Source organism: Streptomyces diacarni, from assembly GCF_003323715.1.
Taxonomy (GTDB): domain Bacteria; phylum Actinomycetota; class Actinomycetes; order Streptomycetales; family Streptomycetaceae; genus Streptomyces; species Streptomyces diacarni.
In genome coordinates, this window is sequence record NZ_QOIN01000019.1 from 78,768 (window position 1) to 101,146 (window position 22,379).

A 22,379-nucleotide genomic window follows, 5' to 3' on the forward strand; every position below is an offset into this window, starting at 1 on the left:
ACCCTCCGGATGCGGGCGGTGTCACGTCAGGCGGGCGTGGTGGGTGTGGCCGCGCGAGCCGCCCACCGCGACGGTCAGCAGCGGGCGGCGCCCAGGGGTGAGGGCCACGGTGTCGTCGCTGCTGAGAACGGACCGTACGGGGAAGGGCAGGCGGACGGTGACCCGGTCAGCGGTGCGTGACGGGTCGGCGACGGAGACGGCCGCCTCACCGTGGCCGCGGCGTACCACAACCGAGGCGGTCCCGTCGGTGGCCAGGCCCGCGGCGGTGCCGGCCTGCCAGAAGTGGGCCGCCGTCAGGCCGTCCCGGCGCGACTCGACCGCCTGCACCGTCGGCGAGTTGGCAGCCACCCGTACGGGCCGCGAGACCCGCCACCGGGCGGTCGCCGCCGCTGAGGCGCCCGGCAGCACCGCGTAGGCGTAGCCCGCGTCGGCGGGGGAGGTGCCGTGGTCGAACCAGAGGGTGAGGTAGCGCCGCGTCAGCGGCGTGGAGCTGCCGGCGGTGTCCGCGCCGGTGTTGATGTCCCGCCACGCTCCGGTGCGCTCCTCGCGCAGCGCGCGCAGTGCGGCGCCCGCGGGGAAGACGTAGCCGCCTACGCCCTCCAGGTGCGCCCAGCCGGCCCGGTCGAAGGCCTGCGACCACCCCTGGGTGCCGGGCATGCGGACGCCGTCGACGCGGAGGGCCGAGGTGCCGTGCGCGTGCAGGTTGCGGTTCTCCACGACGGTCTCGACCCTGCGGCCTTCCCCGGAGCGGATGCCGGCCCCGAGGGCGACGAGCGCGTTGTCGAGGAAGAACCAGGCCTTCTTGGCCCGCGGACTGCCTTCGACGCCGATCAGCTCCATGGCGGACACCCCGAACCGGCCCTCCAGCGCGGCGCCGCCCGCGGCGCGGTTCGAGGGCAGGTAGAGGCCGGTCCCGGCACCGGTGCCCGCGTCCTCGCGGTGCCGGACCTCGACCGTGGTGCCCGGCAGCCGGTACGGGTCGACGGTCGGCCAGAAACCGTCACCGAACTGGCCGAGGTCGTCCTCGGTGTAGAGGTACGTCATGCCGTCGCCGGTGTACCAACCGTGCAGGTTCTCCCCGTTGCCCGCCTCGTACCCGGCGATGCGCCGGGAGGAGAGCGAGAGCGCGAGCGCCCAGCGGGGCCGGCGGTGCACCACCCGGTCCATGTCGGCGAAGACCACGTGCAGGGCGGGGCGCTCGGCGGGACGCACGTGGCCGTCGGCCAGCAACGCCTTGGCGCGCACCACCTGGGGGACGTCCGCCTCATCGACGTAGGGGTAGCTGCGGTTGCGCCCGATCCAGCCCTTGACCAGGGCCCGCCACCTCTTCGCGCGGGCGGCGGGGGCGCTCTCGGCGAGCAGCAGGACGGTGGAGATCAGCGCCGCGCCGGCGGTGTGGTCGCTGTGCTGTTCGCGGGAGACGGCGCGCCCGCGTACGGCGTCCGCCATCAGCCCGTCGAAGACCAGCGGTGCGAAGGACTTCTCGACCGCCTCGTACACCGCCTCCACGTGCGTGTCGGTGACGGCCCAGGGGGAGTCCGCGAGCAGCGCGAGGGCCTGGGCGACTCCGGTGAGCAGCACGTTCCCGTACGAGCCCGTGTAGGCCACGGCCTCGTGCTGGACGAAGGAGCCGTCCTCGTAGAAGCCGTCGCCCGAGGTGACGTACCCGAAGAGGGTGTTGCGCCCGGAGTCGCGGCTGTCGGACAGGCCGTCGCGGGCGGAGGCGAGTTTCCCCTCGTCCCGTCCGAGCAGGCCGCGCAGGGCGACGATCAGGCACTTGTCGGCTCTGTTGGCGCCGGTCTCGGACAGGGAAGGGGAGTTGGTGCGGCGGTCGGGGTCGGGGCAGAAGCGGTCGACCGCGGCCAGGTACCGGCTCAGGTCGTCGGCCGGTAGGTGCGCGCGCACGAGCACGCAGCTGTCCAGCAGCGCGCGGGGTGCGCCGATCTCCCAGAACCACCAGTTGCCGCTCTCGTGGGCCTGCGCGTGGTACGCCTCGTCGTGCAGGAAGCGAAGCGCCCCGACCAGCGCCTCCGCCACCTCTTCCGAAGCGGTCAGGCGGGTGCCCTGGGTGGCCCATGCGAGGGCGAGGGTACGCAGGCGGGTGTAGCTCTGTCCGAAGTTGCCCGGCTCGGTGGCGGGGGACAGGTCGCTCCACAGCGCGGTCCTGGAAGGGGAGCGGTCCAGCCGCTGCCACAGGTCGGTCGCCGCGGTCTCCAGCCGGGCGAGGGCGGCGGCGACGTCGGTGTCGCCGGGATCGGCGGCGCGCCCGGTGAGGAGCTGGGCGGCGCGGGTGAGCAGGGTCTCGAACACGTCGGCCTCCCTGGCCGGCCTCCCGGGCTGTGCCGCGCGGGCCTGAACGGCGCGGGGGAGCAGGGCGGCGGCCGGTGCGGCCAGGAGGGCGCGGCGGCCGGTCACCATGCGGGTGTGGGAAGAGCGCATCCTTGGCTCCTTCGGACGGTGAGTGCGTCGGAGTGAGCGGTCACGTGCGGCCGCGGTGTGTGCCCCGCGGCGCCACGGAGTCCCGCACCACGATGTGCGTGCCCAGCCGGATCACGCCGGTGGTGGGCTCGCGCCAGGGGTCCTCGTCCTCGTCGCGCAGGGCGACGCGCACGGCCTGCCGCCCCATCTCCTCGAGCGGCACGTGCACGGTCGTCAGCCGGGGGCGCATCTCCTGCGCCACCGGCACGTCGTCGTACCCGACCAGGGACACGTCCTGCGGCACCCGCAGCCCTGCCTCCTCCAGCGCCTGGGCCGCTCCGGCTGCCACGATGTCGTTGGCCGCGAACACCGCCGTGAACCGGATGTCCTGCCTGAGTACCTCGGCCATCCGCCGGGCGCCGAAGGCACGGCTGAAGGCGCCGGGCTGCTCCAGCGCGGGATCCGCCTCGGCGCCGCGCAGTTCCAGCGCGCGCCGGTGGCCCGCGAGCCGGTCGCGGGTGGTGGACAGGCCGGGCGGCCCGCCCAGGTAGAGGACGCGCTCGTGTCCCTGCGTCAGCAGGTGGTCGGTGAGTGCGAACGCACCGCCCTCGTTGTCGTACTCGACCGACGCGGTGGGCACGCGCTCACCCAGCGGCGGCCTCCCGCACAGCACGAGCTTGGCGCCGTCCGCGTCCAACTCTGTTGCGCGCCGGGCGAGTTCGCCCGTGTACGCGCGGTCGGCGACGCTTCCGCCCACCACGATCACCGCGTCGGCGCGGCGCTCGTGCATCAGCTCGACGAAGGCCAGCTCCCGCTGCGGATCACCCTGGGTGCAGCAGACCAGGCACAGCCGGCCGCCACGGGACGCCTCCCGTTCCACACCGCGTGCGATGTAGGCGTAGAACGGGTCCACGACGTCGTTGACGATGATGCCCACGGTCCGCCCCGACACCCCCGCCAGCGCCCGCGCGTGGGCGTTGACGACGTAGCCCAGCTCCTGGATCGCCTTCTCGACGCGTTCCCGCGTGGCCGCTGCGACCGGGTAGTTGCGGTTCAGCACGCGCGAGACGGTCGCGGTGGAGACCCCCGCGCGCCGCGCCACATCGGTGACCGTCGAGCGGCGCTGTCCGTCCGCGTCCGTGCCGCTCTGGCGCCCCATACGGCCCATCCCCTCCGTGACGTCATGTGGTGGCGCGAAGCCTATGGCCCGGGGCGAGCGGTACGTCATGCGAGGCGCTCCAACTCGGCCGCCAGCACCGGGTGGGCGAACGGCTCGCCGCGCGCGAAACGGGCCAGCTCCTCGACGGCCTGGGTGCCGAGCCTGGCGGTCTCGTTGCCCTGGGCGCCGGCCAGGTGCGGGGTGATCAGGACGTTCGGCAGGTCCCACAGCGGGTGGTGGGCCGGGAGCGGTTCGGGCTCTGTGACGTCGAGTACGGCGTCGATCCGTCCGCGCACCAGGTGCTCGGTCAGTGCCTCGGTGTCGACGAGGGCGCCGCGTGCGGTGTTGACGAGCAGCGTGCCGGGACGCATGAGTCCGATGCGGCGGGCGTCCAGCAGGTGGCGGGTGGCCGGGGTCTGCGGAGCGTGCACCGTCACCGCGTCACTGGTGGCCAGCAGCGCGTCCAGCTCGAGGCGGGTCGCCCCCAGCGCGCGGGCCTCGGCGTCCGTCACGTAGGGGTCGTAGAGGGTGATGTCCACATCGAGGGCGCCCAGCAGCTCGATGACGCGGCGTCCGGTCCTGGAGCCTCCGACGACGCCGACCCGCAGCCCGTTGGTGCCGAGCCAGTGCTGGCGGCCCAGGTCGGAGGCTGTGCGGTGGGTGCGGCGCTCGCGGAAGAGGCGGGCGAGCGGGAAGGCGCGCTTGGCGCCCATGATGATGGCGGCCAGCGTGAACTCGGCCACGGGCACCGAGTTCGCCGCGGCGGCGGACGAGACGACGATGCCGCGCTCGAAGACGTCGGGCGCGAGGAAGGTCTTGACGGTTCCGGCGGCGTGGACGACCGCCCGCAGCGCCGGGGCGCGCTCCAGCACGGACGCGTCCACCGGCGGGCAGCCCCAGCCGGTGAGCAGCACCTCGCAGCGCGCCAGCGCCTCGCGGGCCCCGGGCGAGGTGAACTCGTCGGCGGGCGCGGGCGTTTGGATGTCCGCGATCTCCTCCAGAAGGGCCCTTGCGGGGGGCGGGAAGAGCTGGTCGAGGAGGCCCGACGTCATGGCCAGCAGGGTGCGCGGCCGACGGGAGGGCTGTGCCGTGGTGTCCGTACCGGTGTGAGCCGGCGCCTCGTCGGTAGTGCGCACCTTGCCTCCGGACAGTAAACGCATTCTATGGGCTGCTGGAAAAGCTAGGGAGTCACTGAGCCCTCGTCAAGCGGATTCCCCCTCCACGGCGCAGAGCACACTGACACATCTCTTGACGCTGTACGTAAGCGGTTACTACGTTGCGGGCGCAGTAGGCCCCGTGGCATCGCCCCAGCCCGACAGGACCGCATCATGGCTGACACAGCTCCACCCGCACCGCTGGACACACCACGCCGAAGCACCCGAAGACCGCCTGCCCCGCACCGGTTCGCCGCCTGACCCTCTGGCAGCGCATCAAGCGCGACAAGGTGATGCTGCTGCTGGCCCTGCCCGGGCTCGCCTACTTCGTGGTCTTCCACTACGTGCCGCTGCTCGGCTATATGGTGGCCTTCCAGGACTACCAGCCCTACCTCGGCTACATGCACAGCGTCTGGGTCGGCTTCACCAACTTCACCACGGCGTTCGCCCAGCCGGCCTTCTGGTCCGCGGTCGGCAACACCCTGCAGATCGCCGTGATCCAGCTGGTCTTCTTCTTCCCCGTCCCCATCGGTCTCGCCCTGCTGCTCAACAGCGTCGTCAGCGAGCGTCTCCGCCGCTTCGTGCAGAGCGTGGTCTACCTCCCGCACTTCATCGGCTGGGTCATCATCGTCTCGATCTTCCAGCAGATCCTCGGTGGCGCCGGGCTGCTCCCCGACGTCCTCGGGAGCCTCGGGCTGCCCCGCTACGACATGATGAGCGACCCGGAGGCCTTCCCCTGGCTGCTCACCCTCCAGATGGTGTGGAAGGACGCGGGCTGGGGGACCATCATCATCCTCGCCGCGCTGCTCACCATCGACCGCCAGAGTTACGAGGCCGCCGCCATCGACGGGGCAGGACCCGCCCGCCGGCTGTGGCACGTCACCCTGCCGGGGCTCGCCCCGGTGATCATCCTGCTGCTGATCCTCAACCTCGGCCAGGTCCTGTCCGTGGGCTTCGAGCAGATCCTGCTCCAGCGCGACGCGGTCGGCCCCGGCGCGGGAGAGGTCCTCGACACCTACGTCTACTACCACGGCATCAAGGACAACGACTGGGGCGTCGCCGCCGCCGTGGGCCTGATCAAGGCGGTCATCGGCACCGCCCTCGTCCTGGGGGCCAACAAGGTCGCCCACCGCCTCGGCCACGAAGGGGTGTACCGCGGTGCTGACCGCTGAGCAGACCACGGCGGAGACGGGCCCGGGACCGGACACCGGAGCCCGGACCATCCCCCGCCCTCCCTCCCGACGTCTGGCCACGGGGCGAGGCGGTGCGCAGGCCCGCCCACCGTGGATGGAGAAACCGAGGAAGGCCACGCTGGTGGCGAAGGCCGCGGTCCTCTCCGTGGTCGTCCTCGCGGTCGCCTACCCGCTGCTGGGCGTGATCGGGACGAGCTTCGCCTCCCAGACCGACATCGTCGAAAGCACCGGACTCGTCCTGTGGCCCGACCACCCCACACTGGAGGCGTACCGCACCCTCTTCACCGGCGGAGTCGTCCTGCGCGCCCTGCTGGTGAGCATCGGCATCACCGTAGTGGGCACCGTGGCCAGCCTGCTGATCACCATAGGCATGGCCTACGGGCTCTCCCGGCGGGACGTCACAGGATCGCGCTTCATGCTGATGACGGCCCTGTTCACGATGCTGTTCAATCCCGGCATCATCCCCAACTTCCTGCTCGTCAACGAGCTGGGGCTGTACGACACCTACGCCGCGCTCGTGCTGCCCACCCTGGTCAGCGCGTTCAACCTGGTGGTGCTCCGCTCGTTCTTCATGAACCTGCCCGGTGAACTCTTCGACGCCGCACGCGTGGACGGCGCCGGGGACCTGCGCATCCTGGTACGCCTCGTCCTGCCGCTGTCCAAGGCGGTCCTCGCCGTCATCAGCCTGTTCTACGCCGTCACCTACTGGAACGCGTTCTTCAACGCGCTGCTGTACCTCGACGACTCCGAGAAGTGGCCGATCCCGCTGGTGCTGCGCACCTTCGTCCTCCAGGGACAGAGCCTGGGCGGTACCGCCCTGGGCGAGAGCACCGCGCCTCACCAGTCCGTGCAGATGGCCGTCCTGGTCGTCGCCGTCGTCCCGATCCTGCTCGTCTACCCCTTCCTGCAGCGCTACTTCACCAAGGGCGTCCTAACCGGAGCCGTCAAGGGCTGAACCCTTGACGTCCGCGCCGCTCCGCCGCCCCCCGCCCTCCCCGTCCCACGCAAGGAGACCGCAAGGTGCCCTCCTCCGCCCGCATCGACCGAAGAGCGCTCCTGCGTACCGGAGCCGGGCTCTGCCTCACCCTGGCCGCCACCCCGCTCATGACCGCGTGCGGAGACGGGGGCACGAAAGCCAGGCCCGGCACCAGGAGCCCCAAGCTGCTGCCCCACACCGCGGTGCGCGACATCGGCGTCAAGCCCGACCTGCCCGGCACCGCCGAGGGCGTGCCGCAGGCGTTCTTCCGCTACCCGGCCACGCCGCTGCCGGCCGTGAAGGGCCGTCCCCTCAAGGGCGCAGAGCCGGTCTCGGCGGCCATGGAGACCTTCGCCCCACCGCCGGCCGGACGCGAGAGGAACGCCGCCTGGCGGGCGATCGAGAAGAAGCTGGGCGGCACCGTCGACCTGACCGCCGTACCGGCCGACGACTATCCGAGCAAGTTCTCCACCATGGTGGCCGGCAACAACCTGCCCGACCTGTTCATGTACCCGGAGACGGGCGGGCTCGACAACAAGGCCGGGTTCCTCGCGGCCACCTGCGCCGACCTCACCCCCTTCCTCGCCGGGGACGGGATCGAGGCGTACCCCAACCTCGCCGCCATTCCGAAGGGCGCCTGGCAGAAAGCGATCTACGACGGGAAGCTCTACGGTGTCCCGATCTCCCGGGCGGTCACGGGCGGCGCCGGCTTCTACCGGCACGATCTCTTCGCCAGAGCTGGTGTCTCGGACCTCGACGAGATCACCGGCCTCGACCGGTTCACGGAGCTGTGCAAGGAGCTGACCCGCCCCGGGCACGACCAGTACGCGATCATGGCGGACGTCACCAATCTGCTCGCCATGTCGGCCGGAGCGCCCTACCACTGGCGGATGGACGCCAAGAGCGGCCGGTTCACCGCCGACCTGGAGACCGACGAGTACCGGCTCGCCGTCGAGACGGCCCGCAAGCTGCACGAGGCAGGCTGCTTCTACCCCGGCTCGCTGGGCATGTCCGGCGCCCAGAAGGCCCAGTACACGGACCTGTTCAAGAACGGCAAGGCCGCCTACGTCTACGACGGCATGCCGCCCTATCTGACGCCCAGCACCGGATACGTCGCCGCCATGGCGGCGGTCGACAAGACCTACGACCCCCGCCCCATGACGCCCTTCGGTTCCGGGGCCGTCTCCTGGACGGACAACCTCAGCCTCTCCACCACCTTCGTCAGGAAGGCGCCGGCCGCACGCGTCAAGCAGTTGCTCGCTCTCGCCGACTTCGTCGCGGCCCCCTTCGGCAGTGAGGAGTACACGCTCATCAACTACGGCGTCGAGGGCACCGACTTCACCCGCGACACCCACGGCAACCCGGTGCTCACCAAACGCGGCACCCAGGACGTGGCCGCACCGTGGAAGATGCTCGCCTCCGCCGTGCCCGCCGTCTTCAGCCCGACCTCGAAGGACGCGGTCCGGTACGCCCACGCCGCCTACTCGAAGATGATCCCGATGCTGGCCCCCGACCCCACCCTCGCGGTCTTCTCGCCGACCTGGGAGGCCAAGGGCACCGGCAGCCTCCACACGCTCAAGCAGGACGGCCTCAAGGACATCATCTCGGGCCGCAAACCGATGTCCGCCTACGACGGTCTCGTCAAGGACTATCTCGACAAGGGAGCGGAGAAGGCCCGCGGCGAGTTCGAGGAAGCCCTCCAGAAGGGGAAGAAATGAGCCACCCACCCTCCAGCAGACGTGCCGCCCTGCGGCTGGGCGGCACGGCGGTGGCCGCCGCGCTCGCCGTACCCGCCCTCAGCTCACCCGCCCGGGCCGCCGAGTCCGCAGGTGGTGCCGGTCTCGACCCGCGGCCCGGCTCCGACGGCCTCGGCGACCCGCTCTTCCCGACCCTCGGCAACGGCGGCTACCAGGTCGGCCACTACGACCTGACCTTCGACTTCACCCCGGCGACCTACGACTTCACCGGCCGCGTGACCCTGCGCGCCACGGCGACCCAGGACCTGTCCGCCTTCAACCTGGACACCGACGGGCACACGATCGACTCCGTCACCGTGGACGGCCGGGCGGCGGCATGGCGACTGTCCGAAGGGGACAGCGGCCAGGAGCTCACCGTCACCCCCCGGCGCCCGCTGCGCCGCTCCACCGCCTTCGCACTCGACATCCGCTACCACGGCAACGGCAAGGCTCCCCGCACGGGCCTGACCGGCTGGCGGTTCGGCTCCGACGGCGGATTCGCCTGCGCCGCCCAGTCCTCCCGGGCCGACACCTTCTTCCCCTGCAACGACCACCCCTCCGACAAGGCCACCTGGACGTTCCACATCGGCGCACCGCAGGATTACGTCGCCACCGCCAACGGCGAACTGCTGCACAAGACGCCGCGCCCCGACGGCTCCGCCGTCTGGCACTTCGCCCTGCGCGAGCGCATGGCCACCGAACTCGTGGGCATCGCGGTGGTCAAGGGCACCTACCTGTACGGCAGTGGACCTCGCGGCCTGCCGTTGCGGCACGTCGTCCCCCAGGGCGAGGAGGAGAAATACCGTCCGATCGTCGACCGCACCGCCGACCATCTCGCCTGGCTGGAGGCCAGATTCGGACGCTACCCGTTCTCCGTCTACGGCTGCCACATCTACGACGGCTACTCCGACGCACTGGAGAACCAGACCCTCAGCCTCTTGTCCACCGACTGGTTCGAACCCGACGAGGAGGGACGCCCCGTCTGGGAGACCACGATGGTGCACGAGTTGGTGCACCAGTGGTACGGCGACTCCGTCACGCCCGCCGACTGGCAGCAGGCGTGGCTGAACGAGGGACCAGCCGTCTACTACGCCGCGCTCTACGGCGAGGAGCGGGGGTGGTCGGTCCTGGAGGAGAAGATGAAGGCCACCTACGCCGAGCTCGACGAGGTCCGCGCCGAGCACGGCCCGCCGGGGCTTCCCCGGGAGCTGGGCGGCACCAACATCTACGACGGCGGTGCCCTGGTCCTGTACGCGCTGCGCCTGCGCCTCGGCGAGCGGCGATTCGCCCGCGTCATGCGGCTGTGGCCCGAGCGCTTCAAGGACCGGAACGTCACCAGCGAGGACTTCATCCGGCACACCGTGCGCGTCACCGGCGACCGCTCCCTCGACCGCTTCCTGCGCGACTGGCTGTTCGGCGCGGTCAACCCGCCGATGCCGGGCCACCCCGACTGGAAGGCAGACACGTGAACCGCTTCACCGCAGCAGCACGGCCCGCGGTCACCGCACTCCTGGCCGCGGCACTCCTCCTCACCCTCTTCGCCGGCCCGCCCCTCGCGCACGCCGACAGCGGCCCCCGCACCCTGTACGCGGCCCCGCACGGGCAGGGCGACACCTGCACCCGCGCACGGCCGTGCTCCCTGGAGGGCGCACGGGACGAGGCACGCACGGTGACCGGCCGCGACACCCGCGTGCTTCTCCGCTCGGGCACCTACGCCCGCACCGAGCCGCTGCGCCTGGACGCGCGGGACTCAGGACGCGAAGGGCACACCGTCACCTGGGCAGCGGCCCCGGGAGCCCGCCCCGTCCTGTCCGGCGGCCGTGCACTGACCGGCTGGTCCCGTAACGGGGACGGCACCTGGACGGCCGACGTGCCGGACGGGGTCGCCCCGCGCCAGCTGTTCGTGGACGGCGAGCGCGCGGTCCGGGCACGCGGCGCGGCGTGTGCGGCCGACGTCTGCGACGCGACCAAGGAGGGCATGAGCGGCGCCCGCGCCACCGGCATCGCGGACTGGCGCAGGCCCACCGACGCGGAAGCCGTCATCAGGGTCCGCTGGCGCAACTACCACTGCCGCGTCACCGGCTTGAGCGGTGACGACCTGACCTTCGCCCAACCGTGCTGGACCAACTCCTCCAGCGGCACCGACCGCACGGGCCCCTCCTGGGACAGCACCACCGTCGACTCCGACCGGTACGCGGGTGTCGCCTTCTTCGAGAACGCCGTGGAGCTCCTGGACAAGCCAGGGGAGTTCGTGTGGGACTCGGGAGCACGCACGGTCACCTATCTGCCGCGCAAGGGCGAGGACATGCGCCGGGCGCGGGCCGTCACCCCGCACACCGAGCAGCTGCTCGTGATCGACGGCGCCCACGACCTCACCCTCGCGGGCCTCGGGTTCGCCCACGCCGCCTACCGGCAGCCCGGCACCGACGAGGGCTACGCGGGCACCCAGGCGGGTCTCACCCTCACGGGTGCCGACGGCCCCGTCGACCACGCCGGCCGCCACTACACCAAGCCGTCGGCGGCCCTGACCGTGCGCGGCGGGCGGCATATCACCGTCGAGCGCGCACACTTCACCCACCTCGGGGGCGCGGGTGCGATCCTGGAAGCCGGCACGAAGGACTCGTCCGTCACCCGCTCCTCCTTCACCGACCTCTCCTCCGGCGCCCTGTACGTGGGGGACACCGAGCCACGGCCCGAAGAAGCCCTCGCGGGTGAGCGCAACACCGTCTCCCACAACACCGTCCGTGAGGCGGGAGTCGAGTACACCGACGCTGTCGGCATCTGGGCCGGTTACGAGGCGGAGCTGACCGTCGACCACAACACGCTCGACCACCTGCCGTACTCGGGAGTCTCGGTCGGCTGGGGCTGGAACCAGCCGGAGGCCAGGCGGTCCGTCCTCCGCGACAACAAGGTCACCAACAACCGCCTCACGCACGTCATGGAGGTCTCCCACGGCCAGCACGACGGGGGTGCCGTCTACACCCAGGGCTCCCAGCCGGGCACGGTGATCTCCGGCAACTACATCAACCGCTCCGGTTACGGCAACACCGAACGCGACGGCAACGGCATCTACCTCGACGAGCAGAGCAGCCACCTGCGCGTTGAACGCAACGTGATCACCCGCGTCGGCTACAAATGGGTCTCCAACTGGGCCGACTACGGGATCGAGAACACCGTGAGCGGCAACTGGACCGACACCGCGGCCCCCGACCTCGGCGGCCGGGGCTCCGTCATGACCGGCAACCACACAGGCCTGGACGAACTGCCCGCCCAGGCCCTGCGCACGGCCGTCTCCGCGGGAGCCGGCAGCGCCCCGGCCGAGCACCTGCGGCGCGACCTGGCGCGCACCGGTACGCCGAGCCAGTCCTCGGACGACGGCTCGGCCGCGGCGAGCCGCGCGATCGACGGTGACACCACGACCGACACCCGAACGCTCCGCGAGGAGGGGGCCTGGTGGCGCGTGGACCTGGGCCGCCCCCGGCACGTCAGCCGGATCGAGGTCTGGAACGACGCCTCGATGACCACCGCGGACTTCGACGTGACCACGGACACGGGAACCGTCCACGTGACGGGCGAGGCCCTGCGCCCCACCCTGGTCGAGCTGGCCGGCACCACCCGCCACGTGACGATCAAGGCGACCGGCACAGGCCGGGTGGCGCTCGCCCAGGTCCTCGTCCACCCGTGATCCCCGAGGTCAGCCGCCCAGCAGGTCGAGCAGGTCGTCGGCGTGGTCCTCCTCCTCTTCGAGGATGCTCTCCATGACCCGCCGCGTCGTGGGGTCCTTGTCCCCCAGCCAGCGGATGATCTCCTGGTAGACGCCGATGACGATCCGCTCCGCCTCCAGGTTGTCCCGCAGCATCTGCTTCAGCTCGCCGTCGGGGGTGGCGGTGTAGTCGGTGTGGGAGCGCTGGGCCACGGTGGCCGGGTCGAAATCGGGCTCGCCGCCCAACTGGGAGATGCGCTCGGCGGCGCGCAGCGCGTGATCCCACTCCTCCTTGGCGTGCTCGGTGAACTCGGCCGAGACCTGCGCCCTGTCGATGCCGGTCGCGGAGATGGCGTGCCGGGTGTAGCGCATCCAGCACACGACCTCGGTGGCGACCACGTCGTTGAGAACAGCCACCACACGGTCCCGATCGGCTTCGTAGGTGCCCGTCACAGGACCGCTTTCCATCTTCGCCCGGGCGTCGGCGCGGATGCGGCTCACGTCGACAACGAAATCGTCCGTCATGGCTCACTGTCCTTCGAGGGCTCGGGGAGGGGTTCGGTCGACAAGTAGAAGTCCCCGAGCCGACAGCACCCGGCAAACGCGCTCCAGCACGCCCGCACGTCACCCCAGCGGAGGCTGCGGACGGCCGCTGCCCGCGCACGGCCGCCGTCCGCGCACGGGCCCGTGGCCGTCCGCGCAACGACGAGGCGTGAGCCGCCTCACCGCGAGGAGTCGGCCACCTCGGCCACCTCGCCCGCCGCGCCCGCACGACGCGCCGCCGGCGCCACCGGCTCCGCCGTCTTCCCGCGAGCGCCGGGCGTCTCCGCGCGGGCGCCCGCCGCCCGCGGGCGACGCCCCTTCAGGACGAGGACGAGGCCCGCCGTCACCGCCGTACCAGCGGCGATCGCGAGCAGGTACGGCAGCGGGTTCCCGATCAGCGGCACCACGAACGCTCCTCCGTGCGGGGCCCGCAGCGTGGAGCCGAAGGCCATCGACAGCGCGCCGGTGACCGCGCCGCCCGCCATCGCGGAAGGGATGACCCGCAGCGGGTCCGCCGCCGCGAAGGGGATCGCGCCCTCGGTGATGAAGGAGGCTCCCAGCACCCACGCGGCCTTTCCGTTCTCCCGCTCGGTCTCGGTGAACAGCTTCCCCCGTACGGTGGTGGCCAGCGCCATCGCCAGCGGGGGAACCATGCCGGCCGCCATCACCGCGGCCATCACCTTCAGGCTGCCGTCGTTCGGGTCGGCCAGACCGCCCACGGCGAAGGCGTACGCGACCTTGTTCAGCGGGCCGCCGAGGTCGAAGCACATCATCAGGCCGAGCACCACGCCGAGGACGACGGCGTTGGATCCGGACAGACCGCCGAGCCAGTCGGTCAGCGCCTTTTGCAGGGCCGCGATCGGCTCACCGATCACCACGAACATCAAGAAGCCAACGAGGGCGGAGGCCACGAGGGGTATCACCAGCACCGGCATGATGCCGCGCAGCGTCGGCGGAATGCGCACGCGCTGGATCGCCGTCACGACCGCGCCGGCGAGCAGGCCCGCGACCAGACCGCCCAGAAAGCCCGCGTCGATGGTCACCGCGATCGACCCGCCCACGAAGCCGGGGACGAGGCCGGGCCGGTCGGCCATGCCGTAGGCGATGTAGCCGGCCAGCACCGGTACCAGGAAGGCGAAGGCGGCGCTGCCGACCTGGTTGAGCAGGGCGGCCCAGCTGTGGACCTCGGTCCACACGAAGTGGTCGGCGACCGACTTCGCGTCGGAGATCTCGTAGCCGCCCAGGGCGAAGGAGAGCGCGATCAGCAGGCCGCCCGCGGCGACGAACGGCACCATGTAGCTGACGCCGCTCATCAGGTAGCGGCGGAGCCGCGAGCCGAAGCCCTCGCCCGCCCCCGGCTCCTCGACTGCTTCCGGCTCCTGGCCGGCAGGCCCGCTCGTCTCGCCGCGCGCGGCCTTGGCGCGCACCTCGGCGATCAGCTCCGCGGGGCGGTTGATCCCGGCCTTCACGCTGACGTCGACGGTGGGTTTGCCGGCGAACCTGGCCTTGTCCCGCACCTCCACGTCGTGCGCGAGGATCACGGCGTCGGCGCCGGCGACGACGCCGGGCTCGACCTTGCTGAACCCCCCTGACCCCTGGGTCTCCACGGTCACTTCGACCCCGGCCTCCTGCCCGGCCCGCTCCAGGGCCTCGGCGGCCATGTAGGTGTGCGCGATGCCCGTCGGACAGGACGTGACGGCGACGATCCGGAACGGGGTCTCGTCCGCCCCCGTACCCGCCGCCCCGGCGGCCGGCGCTGTGGAGGACCCGTCACGCGCGGACACCGCATCCGGCTCCGCGTCGTCCGCCGGCTCTGCTTCGTCCTCGTGCGCGGTCGTCGGCCCGTCGCCCCGGATCATGGCAGCCGCCGCGCCCGGGTCTTGTTCCGCGCGGAGCGCCGCCGCGAACTCCTGGTCCGCCAGCCGCCGCGCCAGCGCGGAGAGGATGGCCAGATGCTCGCTGTCGGCCCCGTCGGGCGCGGCGATCAGGAAGACCAGGTCGGCGGGTCCGTCCGGCGCGCCGAAGTCGATACCGCGCGCACTGCGGCCGAACGCCAGCGTCGGCTCGGTGACGTGTGCGCTGCGGCAGTGCGGGATGCCGATACCGCCGTCGAGGCCGGTTTCCATCCGGGCCTCGCGGGCGGCGACATCGGCGAGGAATCCCTCGATGTCGGTGACCCTGCCGGCCGCCGCCATCCGCGTGGCGAGCGTCCTGGCGGCCGCTTCCTTGGTGTCGGCGGACAGGTCGAGATCGACCAGATCCGGGGTGATCAGCTCGCTCATCGCGGCTCCTTGGTGACCGGCCGCCCGCACGGGCGGCTGGGGGAGGGGAGGGGGAACCCGGTCTTCATCACGTCGGTTGGCCCAAGGCGCGGTCGACGGGGATGTCCGTGGTCGTGGTGACCAGCGCCGGGTCGAGGTCCGCGGGGCCCGGCATCGCGCTGCCCGGCAGTTGCACGGCGGCGGTTCCGTTGGCGACGGCCGCGGCGAGCGCCGCAGGGCCCTGGCCGCCGGCGGCCAGGAAACCGGCCAGCGACGCGTCACCCGCACCGACGTCGCTGCGCGCGACCACCTGAGCCGCTGTACCGAAGTACGTACCGGTCTCGTCGAGGAGCAGTTGCCCGTCGGCGCCCAGGCTGGCCAGGACGGCACGGGCACCGCGCCCGCGTAGTTCCTCCGCGGCCTTCACCGCGTCACCGACCGTGGCCAGGGGGCGCCCGACGGCCTCGGACAGCTCCGCGGCGTTCGGCTTGACCACGTCGGGCCGCTTCCCGAGCGCGGCGGTCAGGGCCGCACCTGAGGTGTCCAGGGCGATCCTGCCGCCGCCCCGGTGGGTGCGGTCCACCACCTCGGCGTACCACTCGGGTCCTGGGCCGCGCGGCAGGCTGCCGCAGCAGGCGATCCACTCCGCGTCCGCCGACCGTGCGCGGACGGCCTCCAGCATCGCCTCGGCGGCTGCCCGCTCGATCTGCGGACCCGCCGCGTTGACCTTGGTGAGCGTGCCGTCCGGCTCGACGAGCGTGACGTTGACGCGGGTCGATTCCGCGACGGGGACCCCGGCCACCTCGATGCCGTGCTCTTCGAGCAGCCGGGCCAGCAGCGCGCCCTCAGGGCCACCGAGCGGAACCACCGCCACCGTACGGCCGCCGGCGGCGGCGACGGCGCGGGAGACGTTCACGCCCTTGCCGCCGGGGTCCACCCTGTCGCCGGCCGAGCGCAGCACCGCGCCGCGCTCCAGGTCCGGCAGTTCGTAGGTGCGATCCAGGCTGGGGTTCGGGGTCAGGGTGAGGATCACGCGCGCACCACCGCCGTGCCCCCACGCTCGATCGTCTGCGCGTCCTCGGGGGCCAGGCCCGTGTCGGTGATCAGCAGATCGACATCGCCGAGGGCCCCGAAGCGGGCGAGGTGCTCCTGACCGAACTTCGCGGAGTCGCAGAGCAGTACGACCCTGCGGGCAGCCGCGAGTGCGGCACGCTTGACGGCGGCCTCCGCGAGGTCGGGGGTGGTCAGCCCGCCGGTGTGGGAGAAGCCGTTGGTGGCGACGAAGGCGACGTCGGCCCGGATCTCGCCGTAGGCCCGCAGCGCCCAGGCGTCGACGGCGGCCCGGGTGCGGTGCCGTACGCGGCCGCCGACCAGGTGCAGGGCGATGCCGGGGTGGTCGGCGAGCCGGGCCGCGGCGGGAAGCGCGTGGGTCACCACGGTGAGGGTGGAGTCGAGGGGGAGGAGGGCGGCCAGCCGGGCGGCGGTGGTGCCCGCGTCGAGGATGACGCTGCCCTCGGCGGGCAGCTCGGCCAGCGCGGCCTGCGCGATCCGGTCCTTCTCGTCGGCGGCCACCGCGTCCCGCTCGGCGAGGTCGGGTTCGAAGTCGAGCCGGCCTGCGGGGATGGCGCCACCGTGGACGCGGCGGATGAGCCCCGCCCGGTCCAGCACCTTCAGATCGCGCCGTACGGTCTCCGCGGTGACCTCGAACTCCTCGGCCAGGGACAGTACGTCCACCCGCCCGCTCTCACGGGCCAGGCGCAGGATCTCCTGCTGGCGCTCCGGTGCGTACATGTTGTTCTGCGTCCGTTTCATGACCGTCTCGGTTGGTGCGCGGCCATGCTACGAGTGCGGAACCGGGAAGTAAATGTATTCGGACATGAGGCGGTCATGATCGGACGCGTCGGCGTCGGACGGTCCGCGGAGGCCGCCAACGCCGCCAATGCCGCCAACCAGGGGGCGCGGGGCGCGGGGGGATGGTTGGCTGTCGGGCATGACCGCACCGGATCCGAAGAAGGACCTCCACCGCTACCTGCAGACCGCCCGTGACGTGCTGCTGTGGAAGCTTGAAGGGCTGTCGGAATACGACATCAGGCGCCCGCTGACGCCCACAGGCACCAATCTGCTGGGGCTCGTCAAGCACGTGTCGTACTGCGAACTGGGCTACTTCGGCGACACCTTCGGGCGCCCCGCCGACCACCTGCTGCCCCGCCTCACCCAGGACGCCGAGACCAACGCGGACATGTGGGCGAGGGCGGACGAGTCGCGCGAGGACGTCGTGGGGCGGTACCGCCGGGTGTGCGCGCACGCGGACGCGACGATCGAGAGCCTGGCGCTGGACGCCGCGGGCTGGGTGCCGCACTGGCCGGCCGACCGAAGCGAGGTGACACTCCACCGGATCCTGGTGCACATGCTCGCCGAGACCCAACGGCACGCGGGGCACGCCGACATCGTGCGGGAGCTCCTCGATGGCGCCACCGGGTTGCGGGACGGGAACGACAACATGCCGCCGGCCGGTCTCGCCTGGTGGGAGGACTACCGCCACCGTCTGGAGCGGGTGGCGCGCGGGGTGGGGGCCGACCGGCCTTGAGAGCCTTGGCAGGCCGGTGGCAGGCCCGGCCGACGGTCGGCCGGGCGCGGCCTGGCAGTGGCGCAGGGTGCGGCCTCGCCCGGCTCAGCGGATGGCGACCGGGCTGACGGGGATCAACCACTTCGCGACCAAGGACGAGGCGTTCCTGGCCTGGGACGCCTCCGACGACGCGTACCTCGCCGGCCTCATCGTGGACAGGCCCAGGGCGGAGAGCGCCGTACGGGCCGCACTGTGGGCCATGACGACCACCGCCTTCGCCTCCGAGCCCGGCAGCCGCGCCACCGTCGTGCGGGAGGTCATGGCCCACAGTCCCGGCGTGGCCGCGCAGGCCACCCAGCTCACCCGCAAGGTCGTCCGCGCCGTCGAGGCGGGCATCGCCGCGCGTCTCGGCCTGCCGGCGGACTCCCACGTCGTGCGCCTCGGCGCCGTCACCGCCGTCGCCGCGCTCACGGTGACGATGCGTACCGCGGAAGTCGGCGCGGCCGAGCGGGAGCGGCTGCTGGAGGAGACCTGCCGCGTACTGGACGCGGGCTTCCTGGCCGTCCAGCCCTCCGAAGGCCCCTGAGCTCGTCGGCTTCCCCCGCTGGCGGGCTCTCAGGCGGTGTGCGCCGAACGAGTGCGCCAATGCGGTGAGGTCTGTGGGACCGCCGCCCGAACGGGTACCCCTGTTCACCCGAGTTCTCCTCCGCGGCGCGGACCGAGCGCCGTCGCGTGCCGAAGGGACCCAAGAGCAGTGACAGACGTAGCCAGCCAGGGATCCGCGCCCGATGACGACCGCCCGGTGCTCACCAACCGGCAGGGTCACAAGGTCTACGACAACCAGAACCAGCGGACGGTCGGCGCACGCGGCCCTGCCACGCTGGAGAACTACCAGTTCCTGGAAAAGATCAGCCACTTCGACAGGGAACGCATTCCCGAGCGGGTGGTCCACGCCCGCGGCGCGACCGCCTACGGGTATTTCGAGAGCTACGGCGGCTGGGGCGAGGAGCCCGTCAGCCGCTACACCCGGGCGAAGCTCTTCCAGGAGCGCGGCAAGCGCACCGATGTGGCCGTGCGGTTCTCCACCGTGATCGGTGGCCGGGATTCCTCGGAGGCGGCCCGCGACCCGCGCGGCTTCGCGGTGAAGTTCTACACCGAGGAGGGCAACTGGGACCTCGTCGGAAACAACCTGGGTGTCTTCTTCATCCGGGACGCCATCAAGTTCCCCGACGTCATCCACGCGCTCAAGCCCGACCCGGTCTCGCACGAGCAGAAGCCGGCCCGGATCTTCGACTTCATGTCGCAGACCCCGGAGTCGATGCACATGCTCGTCAATCTCTTCAGCCCGCGCGGTATCCCCGCCGACTACCGGCACATGCAGGGCTTCGGCGTGAACACCTACAAATGGGTGAACGGCGAGGGGAGAACCGTCCTGGTCAAATACCACTGGATGCCCAAGCAGGGTGTGCGCAGCATGACCGAGGACGACGCGGCCGCCGTCCAGGCCGCAGAACTGGGCCACGCGACGAAGGACCTGTACGAGGCGATCCGCCGCGGCGACCATCCCGAATGGGAACTGCTCGTCCAGATCATGGACGACCACGACCATCCGGAGCTGGACTTCGATCCCCTGGACGACACGAAGACCTGGCCGGAGCAGGACTTCCCGCCCAAGCCGGTGGGCCGTATGGTTCTCGACCGCACCGTCGAGGACTATTACGCGGAGAACGAGCAGATCTCCTTCGGCACGGGCGTCCTCGTCGACGGCCTGGATTTCTCCGACGACAAGATGCTCGTGGGGCGGACCTTCTCCTACAGCGACACGCAGCGCTACCGCGTCGGCCCGAACTACCTGCAGCTCCCGGTCAACCGCGCCAAGAACGCCACCGTGCACACCAACCAGCGCGACGGAATGATGGCCTTCGAACAGGATCCGCACGCGGGGAATCCGGAGGTCAACTACGAGCCGTCGGTCATGGGCGGACTGCGCGAAAGCCGGTATCCGACCACCGACGACGAAGGGCCCGAAATCCAGGGCCGGGTCACCCGCAAACGCATTCCGCGCACCAACGACTACCTTCAGGCGGGCCAGCGGTACCGCCTGCTGGAGGACTGGGAGCGGGACGACCTGGTGAAGAACTTCGTCGACCTGATCTCCCAGGCCGACCGCAGGGTCCAAGAACGGATGGTCTGGCATTTCCTGCTCGTGGAGAACGAACTCGGCCTCCGCGTCGGCGAGGGCCTGGGCATCGGTCCCGATGACGTCTCCGGCCTCGAGCCGCTGGCCGGCCAGAACCTGACAGAGGAGGACCGCGAGCGGCTGGCGCACCTGGGCAGCAACCCTGCGCGGGACGTCTCGGGCCTCACCATGACCCACTGCGTCCCGGACGAGCGGCACGTCGTCACCCGCTGACGCGTCAGGGGAAGCCCACGGGGAACCGGAGAAGGGGAGAACGCGCAGGGGATCAGCACGTCGGGAGGCACGAGCGGGAATGGCAGCGACGAAGCGGTACGCGGTCGCCGCGTCGGGGCAGTGGGTGGACGACGAAGACGGCCGCCGGCTGCCCGCGGGCGAGGCGCACGCCTGGGAACAGGGCCTGAACCAGACCGTGTGCGGCCTCTCGCTCAGCCGGTCGCGGCTGACGCGGTTCGCCCACGTCGCCTGGCCCGACATCCTCCCCGACTCCGGGGGAGCGGCGGACCGCGTGCAGCGGGTGTGCCCCCGCTGCGCGTCCGTCGCAGGACGCCGCGGCGGTGAGGCACGCCCCCGCTGGCACCGCACCAACCCCCGGCCGTGAACGCGCGCCTGGGCAGGTGGCCGGCCACGGCGCGGTGACAGCGGGGTGAGAGGGTCGTGAGGGAGCTGTGACGCCGGGGCGCGGCCACGGCGTGTCCACCGCGTCGAGGGTGGCGCGCGCACATCCGGAGTGGACCTCGCTTGTTCCGTGGTGATCCATTCCGGTTATGCTGCCTGCGACTCGGCATGACGGTGCGTCACCGGATCTCCGGTCACGTCCAGTTCTGCACGGGTCCCAAAACGGTGGGGCGAGCCCGTCGGCGGGCCGGAGGTGCACTCGCTGCTGCCCACATCGCCTCTTTGCCCAGTCCGTCGAACGATTTGAGGACGCTGATGATGCGCACGGGTTCGTCGCCCGGAGGTCAACGGTCCGCGCCGCCCTGGATGTGGTGGCTCCCCGCGCTCGCCATGGCCGCCGCCACGGCCGTCGCGGCCACCCAGGTCCCCGGCGACGCGCGCTCCGCGGTCATCTGGTGCGGGGTCGTGGGGACCGCCGCCGTCGCACTCACCACCGGTGAACTGTCCCGCAGGGGACGGGCGCTGGAGACGCTGCGGAGCCAGTACGCGGAGCACCAGGCGGCCCTCCAGCGGCACCTGCACGAGCAGGAGGCCGCGACCGTGCGGTTGGCCAAGGAGCGGCTACCCGAAGCGGTCGAAGCGCTGCGCCGGGGCGAGTTCGCCGAGAACGTGGTGCGCTCGGCCGCTTCCGCGGGCCCCGCCACCGGGCTCGGGACCGAGTTCGAGGCGGCGCACCACGAGCTGGTGCGCTCCGTGGTCGAGGCGGTGCGGGCCGAGGAGTCGCTGCGTGACTCCGCGCAGCGCGGCGTGGTCAACATCGCCCGCCGCGTCCAGGCCATCGTGCACCGCCAGGCGACCGACCTGCGGGAGATGGAGGAGCGGCACGGACAGAGCCGCGAGTTCTTCGCCGACCTGCTGCGCCTGGACCACAGCAACGCCCTGATCAGCCGGCTCGCCGACACCATCGCGGTACTCGGCGGTGCCCGGCCCGGGCGGCAGTGGAGCCAGCCCGTGCCGCTCTACAGCGTGCTGCGTGGCGCGATGTCGCGGATCGCCGACTACCAGCGGGTCTCGCTGCACTCGGTCGCCGAGGTCGCCGTCATGGGACGCGCGGTGGAGCCGCTGATCCACGCGCTGGCCGAACTGTTGGACAACGCCACCTGCTACTCGCCGCCGCAGACCCGCGTCCACCTGACGGCGGGCGAGGTGCACGCCGGCATCGCCGTCGAGATCGAGGACGGCGGATTCGGGCTGAGCGAGGAGGCGCGGAGCCGCGCCGAGCACATGCTGGAGACCGCGCGAGAGGGCATCGACCTCAACGACCTCGGTGAGGCGCCGCGCCTCGGCCTGACCGTGGTCGGGCGCCTGGCGCAGGAGTACGACTTCCAGGTGTCGCTGGCACCGTCCGCCTACGGGGGCGTGCGCGCCGTTCTCGTCGTCCCCCACGAACTGATCACCACGGCGCCCGCGAGCGGGCGCGCCCACGGCATCGGCGCCACATCGGGGCAGCGGCCGGCGGACCGGCCCGCGGCGTCCGTGTCGCCGGCCAGGAAGGACACACCGTCGACCTCCGGCCGCGGGGAGCAGGAGCTGATGGACGAGGAGACGCCGCAGGTCGCCGAGCGCACCGCCAGTGGGCTGCCGCAGCGGCGCAGCCGCCGGGGCGGCCGGTCCACCGCCCGCACGAGGGCCGGTGCTCCCGCGGTGGAGGAGAGCGAGCGGGAGGAGACGACGTCTGACGAGCCCGCGCCCGGGATGTGGATGGGCGCCTTCCAGGAGGGCCTGTCAGGCAAGCGATCGGCAACGACTGCCGCCCAGGAACACAGCGACAAGTCGTCGGATGAAGGTGAGTGAT

General features: G+C 72.0%; 17 protein-coding genes. 10 read left to right on the plus strand and 7 right to left on the minus strand.

Translation table 11 applies throughout. The features are described 5' to 3' along the window. Positions 1 to 21: 21 nt before the first annotated feature. The 3 genes from DTL70_RS00445 to DTL70_RS00455 all read right to left on the minus strand — a co-directional run bounded on the left by DTL70_RS00445 (position 22) and on the right by DTL70_RS00455 (position 4,629). A complete protein-coding gene (locus tag DTL70_RS00445; RefSeq protein ID WP_245978865.1) occupies positions 22 to 2,439 on the minus strand; it encodes a polysaccharide lyase 8 family protein in 2,418 nt (805 codons plus the stop codon). A 40-nt stretch (positions 2,440 to 2,479) separates the two neighbouring features. Next, positions 2,480 to 3,577, minus strand: a complete 1,098-nt coding sequence (locus DTL70_RS00450; RefSeq protein ID WP_114019781.1) for a LacI family DNA-binding transcriptional regulator — start codon at positions 3,575 to 3,577, stop codon at positions 2,480 to 2,482. 65 nt (positions 3,578 to 3,642) lie between these two features. Next, positions 3,643 to 4,629 (minus strand): hydroxyacid dehydrogenase, encoded by a 987-nt coding sequence (locus tag DTL70_RS00455; RefSeq protein WP_114019834.1) that lies wholly within the window; start codon positions 4,627 to 4,629, stop codon positions 3,643 to 3,645. 395 nt (positions 4,630 to 5,024) lie between these two features. On the opposite strand from DTL70_RS00455, the gene DTL70_RS00460 reads away from it, so the two are divergent. From DTL70_RS00460 to DTL70_RS00480, 5 genes are all read left to right on the plus strand, one after another. Next, entirely contained in the window at positions 5,025 to 5,903 is an 879-nt protein-coding gene (locus DTL70_RS00460) for an ABC transporter permease (RefSeq protein ID WP_114019782.1), read from the plus strand. A gap of 115 nt (positions 5,904 to 6,018) precedes the next feature. Further along, positions 6,019 to 6,879, plus strand: a complete 861-nt coding sequence (locus DTL70_RS00465) for a carbohydrate ABC transporter permease (RefSeq protein ID WP_114019783.1) — start codon at positions 6,019 to 6,021, stop codon at positions 6,877 to 6,879. Between the two features lie 65 nt (positions 6,880 to 6,944). Beyond that, entirely contained in the window at positions 6,945 to 8,618 is a 1,674-nt protein-coding gene (locus DTL70_RS00470) for an extracellular solute-binding protein (RefSeq protein WP_114019784.1), read from the plus strand. Beyond that, positions 8,615 to 10,105: a M1 family metallopeptidase gene (locus DTL70_RS00475; protein ID WP_114019785.1), complete on the plus strand. Its 1,491-nt coding sequence runs from the start codon at positions 8,615 to 8,617 to the stop codon at positions 10,103 to 10,105. Before DTL70_RS00470 ends, DTL70_RS00475 begins: the two co-directional genes overlap by 4 nt. Next, positions 10,102 to 12,321 (plus strand): right-handed parallel beta-helix repeat-containing protein, encoded by a 2,220-nt coding sequence (locus tag DTL70_RS00480; protein WP_245978867.1) that lies wholly within the window; start codon positions 10,102 to 10,104, stop codon positions 12,319 to 12,321. The genes DTL70_RS00475 and DTL70_RS00480 overlap by 4 nt, the downstream gene beginning before the upstream one ends. A gap of 9 nt (positions 12,322 to 12,330) precedes the next feature. Here DTL70_RS00480 and DTL70_RS00485 read toward each other — a convergent pair whose 3' ends face one another. The 4 genes from DTL70_RS00485 to DTL70_RS00500 all read right to left on the minus strand — a co-directional run bounded on the left by DTL70_RS00485 (position 12,331) and on the right by DTL70_RS00500 (position 16,934). After that, positions 12,331 to 12,864, minus strand: a complete 534-nt coding sequence (locus DTL70_RS00485) for a ferritin-like domain-containing protein (RefSeq protein ID WP_114019786.1) — start codon at positions 12,862 to 12,864, stop codon at positions 12,331 to 12,333. Positions 12,865 to 13,061: 197 nt separating this feature from the next. Then, positions 13,062 to 15,164: a PTS fructose transporter subunit IIABC gene (locus tag DTL70_RS00490; RefSeq protein ID WP_114019787.1), complete on the minus strand. Its 2,103-nt coding sequence runs from the start codon at positions 15,162 to 15,164 to the stop codon at positions 13,062 to 13,064. A gap of 67 nt (positions 15,165 to 15,231) precedes the next feature. After that, positions 15,232 to 16,176, minus strand: a complete 945-nt coding sequence (gene pfkB / locus DTL70_RS00495) for a 1-phosphofructokinase (RefSeq protein ID WP_114019788.1) — start codon at positions 16,174 to 16,176, stop codon at positions 15,232 to 15,234. Further along, on the minus strand, positions 16,173 to 16,934 hold the full coding sequence (locus DTL70_RS00500; RefSeq protein WP_114019836.1) for a DeoR/GlpR family DNA-binding transcription regulator: 762 nt from the start codon (positions 16,932 to 16,934) through the stop codon (positions 16,173 to 16,175). Before DTL70_RS00500 ends, pfkB begins: the two co-directional genes overlap by 4 nt. Positions 16,935 to 17,133: 199 nt before the next feature. On the opposite strand from DTL70_RS00500, the gene DTL70_RS00505 reads away from it, so the two are divergent. The 5 genes from DTL70_RS00505 to DTL70_RS00525 all read left to right on the plus strand — a co-directional run bounded on the left by DTL70_RS00505 (position 17,134) and on the right by DTL70_RS00525 (position 22,378). Then, the gene (locus DTL70_RS00505) at positions 17,134 to 17,730 is read left to right on the plus strand and encodes a DinB family protein (protein ID WP_114019789.1); all 597 of its coding nucleotides are present in this window, start codon (positions 17,134 to 17,136) and stop codon (positions 17,728 to 17,730) included. A 91-nt stretch (positions 17,731 to 17,821) separates the two neighbouring features. Beyond that, the gene (locus DTL70_RS00510; protein ID WP_114019790.1) at positions 17,822 to 18,295 is read left to right on the plus strand and encodes an acyl-CoA-like ligand-binding transcription factor; all 474 of its coding nucleotides are present in this window, start codon (positions 17,822 to 17,824) and stop codon (positions 18,293 to 18,295) included. 168 nt (positions 18,296 to 18,463) lie between these two features. After that, a complete protein-coding gene (locus DTL70_RS00515) occupies positions 18,464 to 20,122 on the plus strand; it encodes a catalase (protein WP_114019791.1) in 1,659 nt (552 codons plus the stop codon). Positions 20,123 to 20,201: 79 nt separating this feature from the next. Continuing rightward, the gene (locus DTL70_RS00520) at positions 20,202 to 20,507 is read left to right on the plus strand and encodes a hypothetical protein (protein ID WP_114019792.1); all 306 of its coding nucleotides are present in this window, start codon (positions 20,202 to 20,204) and stop codon (positions 20,505 to 20,507) included. A gap of 332 nt (positions 20,508 to 20,839) precedes the next feature. After that, entirely contained in the window at positions 20,840 to 22,378 is a 1,539-nt protein-coding gene (locus DTL70_RS00525) for a sensor histidine kinase (protein WP_114019793.1), read from the plus strand. Position 22,379: the final 1 nt, after the last annotated feature.

Excerpts from the sequence above, each read along its gene's own strand:
- DTL70_RS00460 (WP_114019782.1), top strand. The coding sequence starts at position 5,025 with ATGCTGCTGCTGGCCCTGCCCGGGCTCGCCTACTTCGTGGTCTTCCAC.
- DTL70_RS00525 (WP_114019793.1), top strand. The coding sequence starts at position 20,840 with ATGATGCGCACGGGTTCGTCGCCCGGAGGTCAACGGTCCGCGCCGCCC.
- DTL70_RS00490 (WP_114019787.1), bottom strand. The coding sequence starts at position 15,164 with ATGAGCGAGCTGATCACCCCGGATCTGGTCGATCTCGACCTGTCCGCC.
- DTL70_RS00485 (WP_114019786.1), bottom strand. The coding sequence starts at position 12,864 with ATGACGGACGATTTCGTTGTCGACGTGAGCCGCATCCGCGCCGACGCC.
- DTL70_RS00520 (WP_114019792.1), top strand. The coding sequence starts at position 20,202 with ATGGCAGCGACGAAGCGGTACGCGGTCGCCGCGTCGGGGCAGTGGGTG.
- DTL70_RS00465 (WP_114019783.1), top strand. The coding sequence starts at position 6,019 with ATGGAGAAACCGAGGAAGGCCACGCTGGTGGCGAAGGCCGCGGTCCTC.
- DTL70_RS00475 (WP_114019785.1), top strand. The coding sequence starts at position 8,615 with ATGAGCCACCCACCCTCCAGCAGACGTGCCGCCCTGCGGCTGGGCGGC.
- DTL70_RS00455 (WP_114019834.1), bottom strand. The coding sequence starts at position 4,629 with ATGACGTCGGGCCTCCTCGACCAGCTCTTCCCGCCCCCCGCAAGGGCC.
- DTL70_RS00445 (WP_245978865.1), bottom strand. The coding sequence starts at position 2,439 with ATGCGCTCTTCCCACACCCGCATGGTGACCGGCCGCCGCGCCCTCCTG.
- DTL70_RS00450 (WP_114019781.1), bottom strand. The coding sequence starts at position 3,577 with ATGGGGCGCCAGAGCGGCACGGACGCGGACGGACAGCGCCGCTCGACG.
- DTL70_RS00500 (WP_114019836.1), bottom strand. The coding sequence starts at position 16,934 with ATGTACGCACCGGAGCGCCAGCAGGAGATCCTGCGCCTGGCCCGTGAG.
- DTL70_RS00505 (WP_114019789.1), top strand. The coding sequence starts at position 17,134 with ATGACCGCACCGGATCCGAAGAAGGACCTCCACCGCTACCTGCAGACC.
- DTL70_RS00510 (WP_114019790.1), top strand. The coding sequence starts at position 17,822 with ATGGCGACCGGGCTGACGGGGATCAACCACTTCGCGACCAAGGACGAG.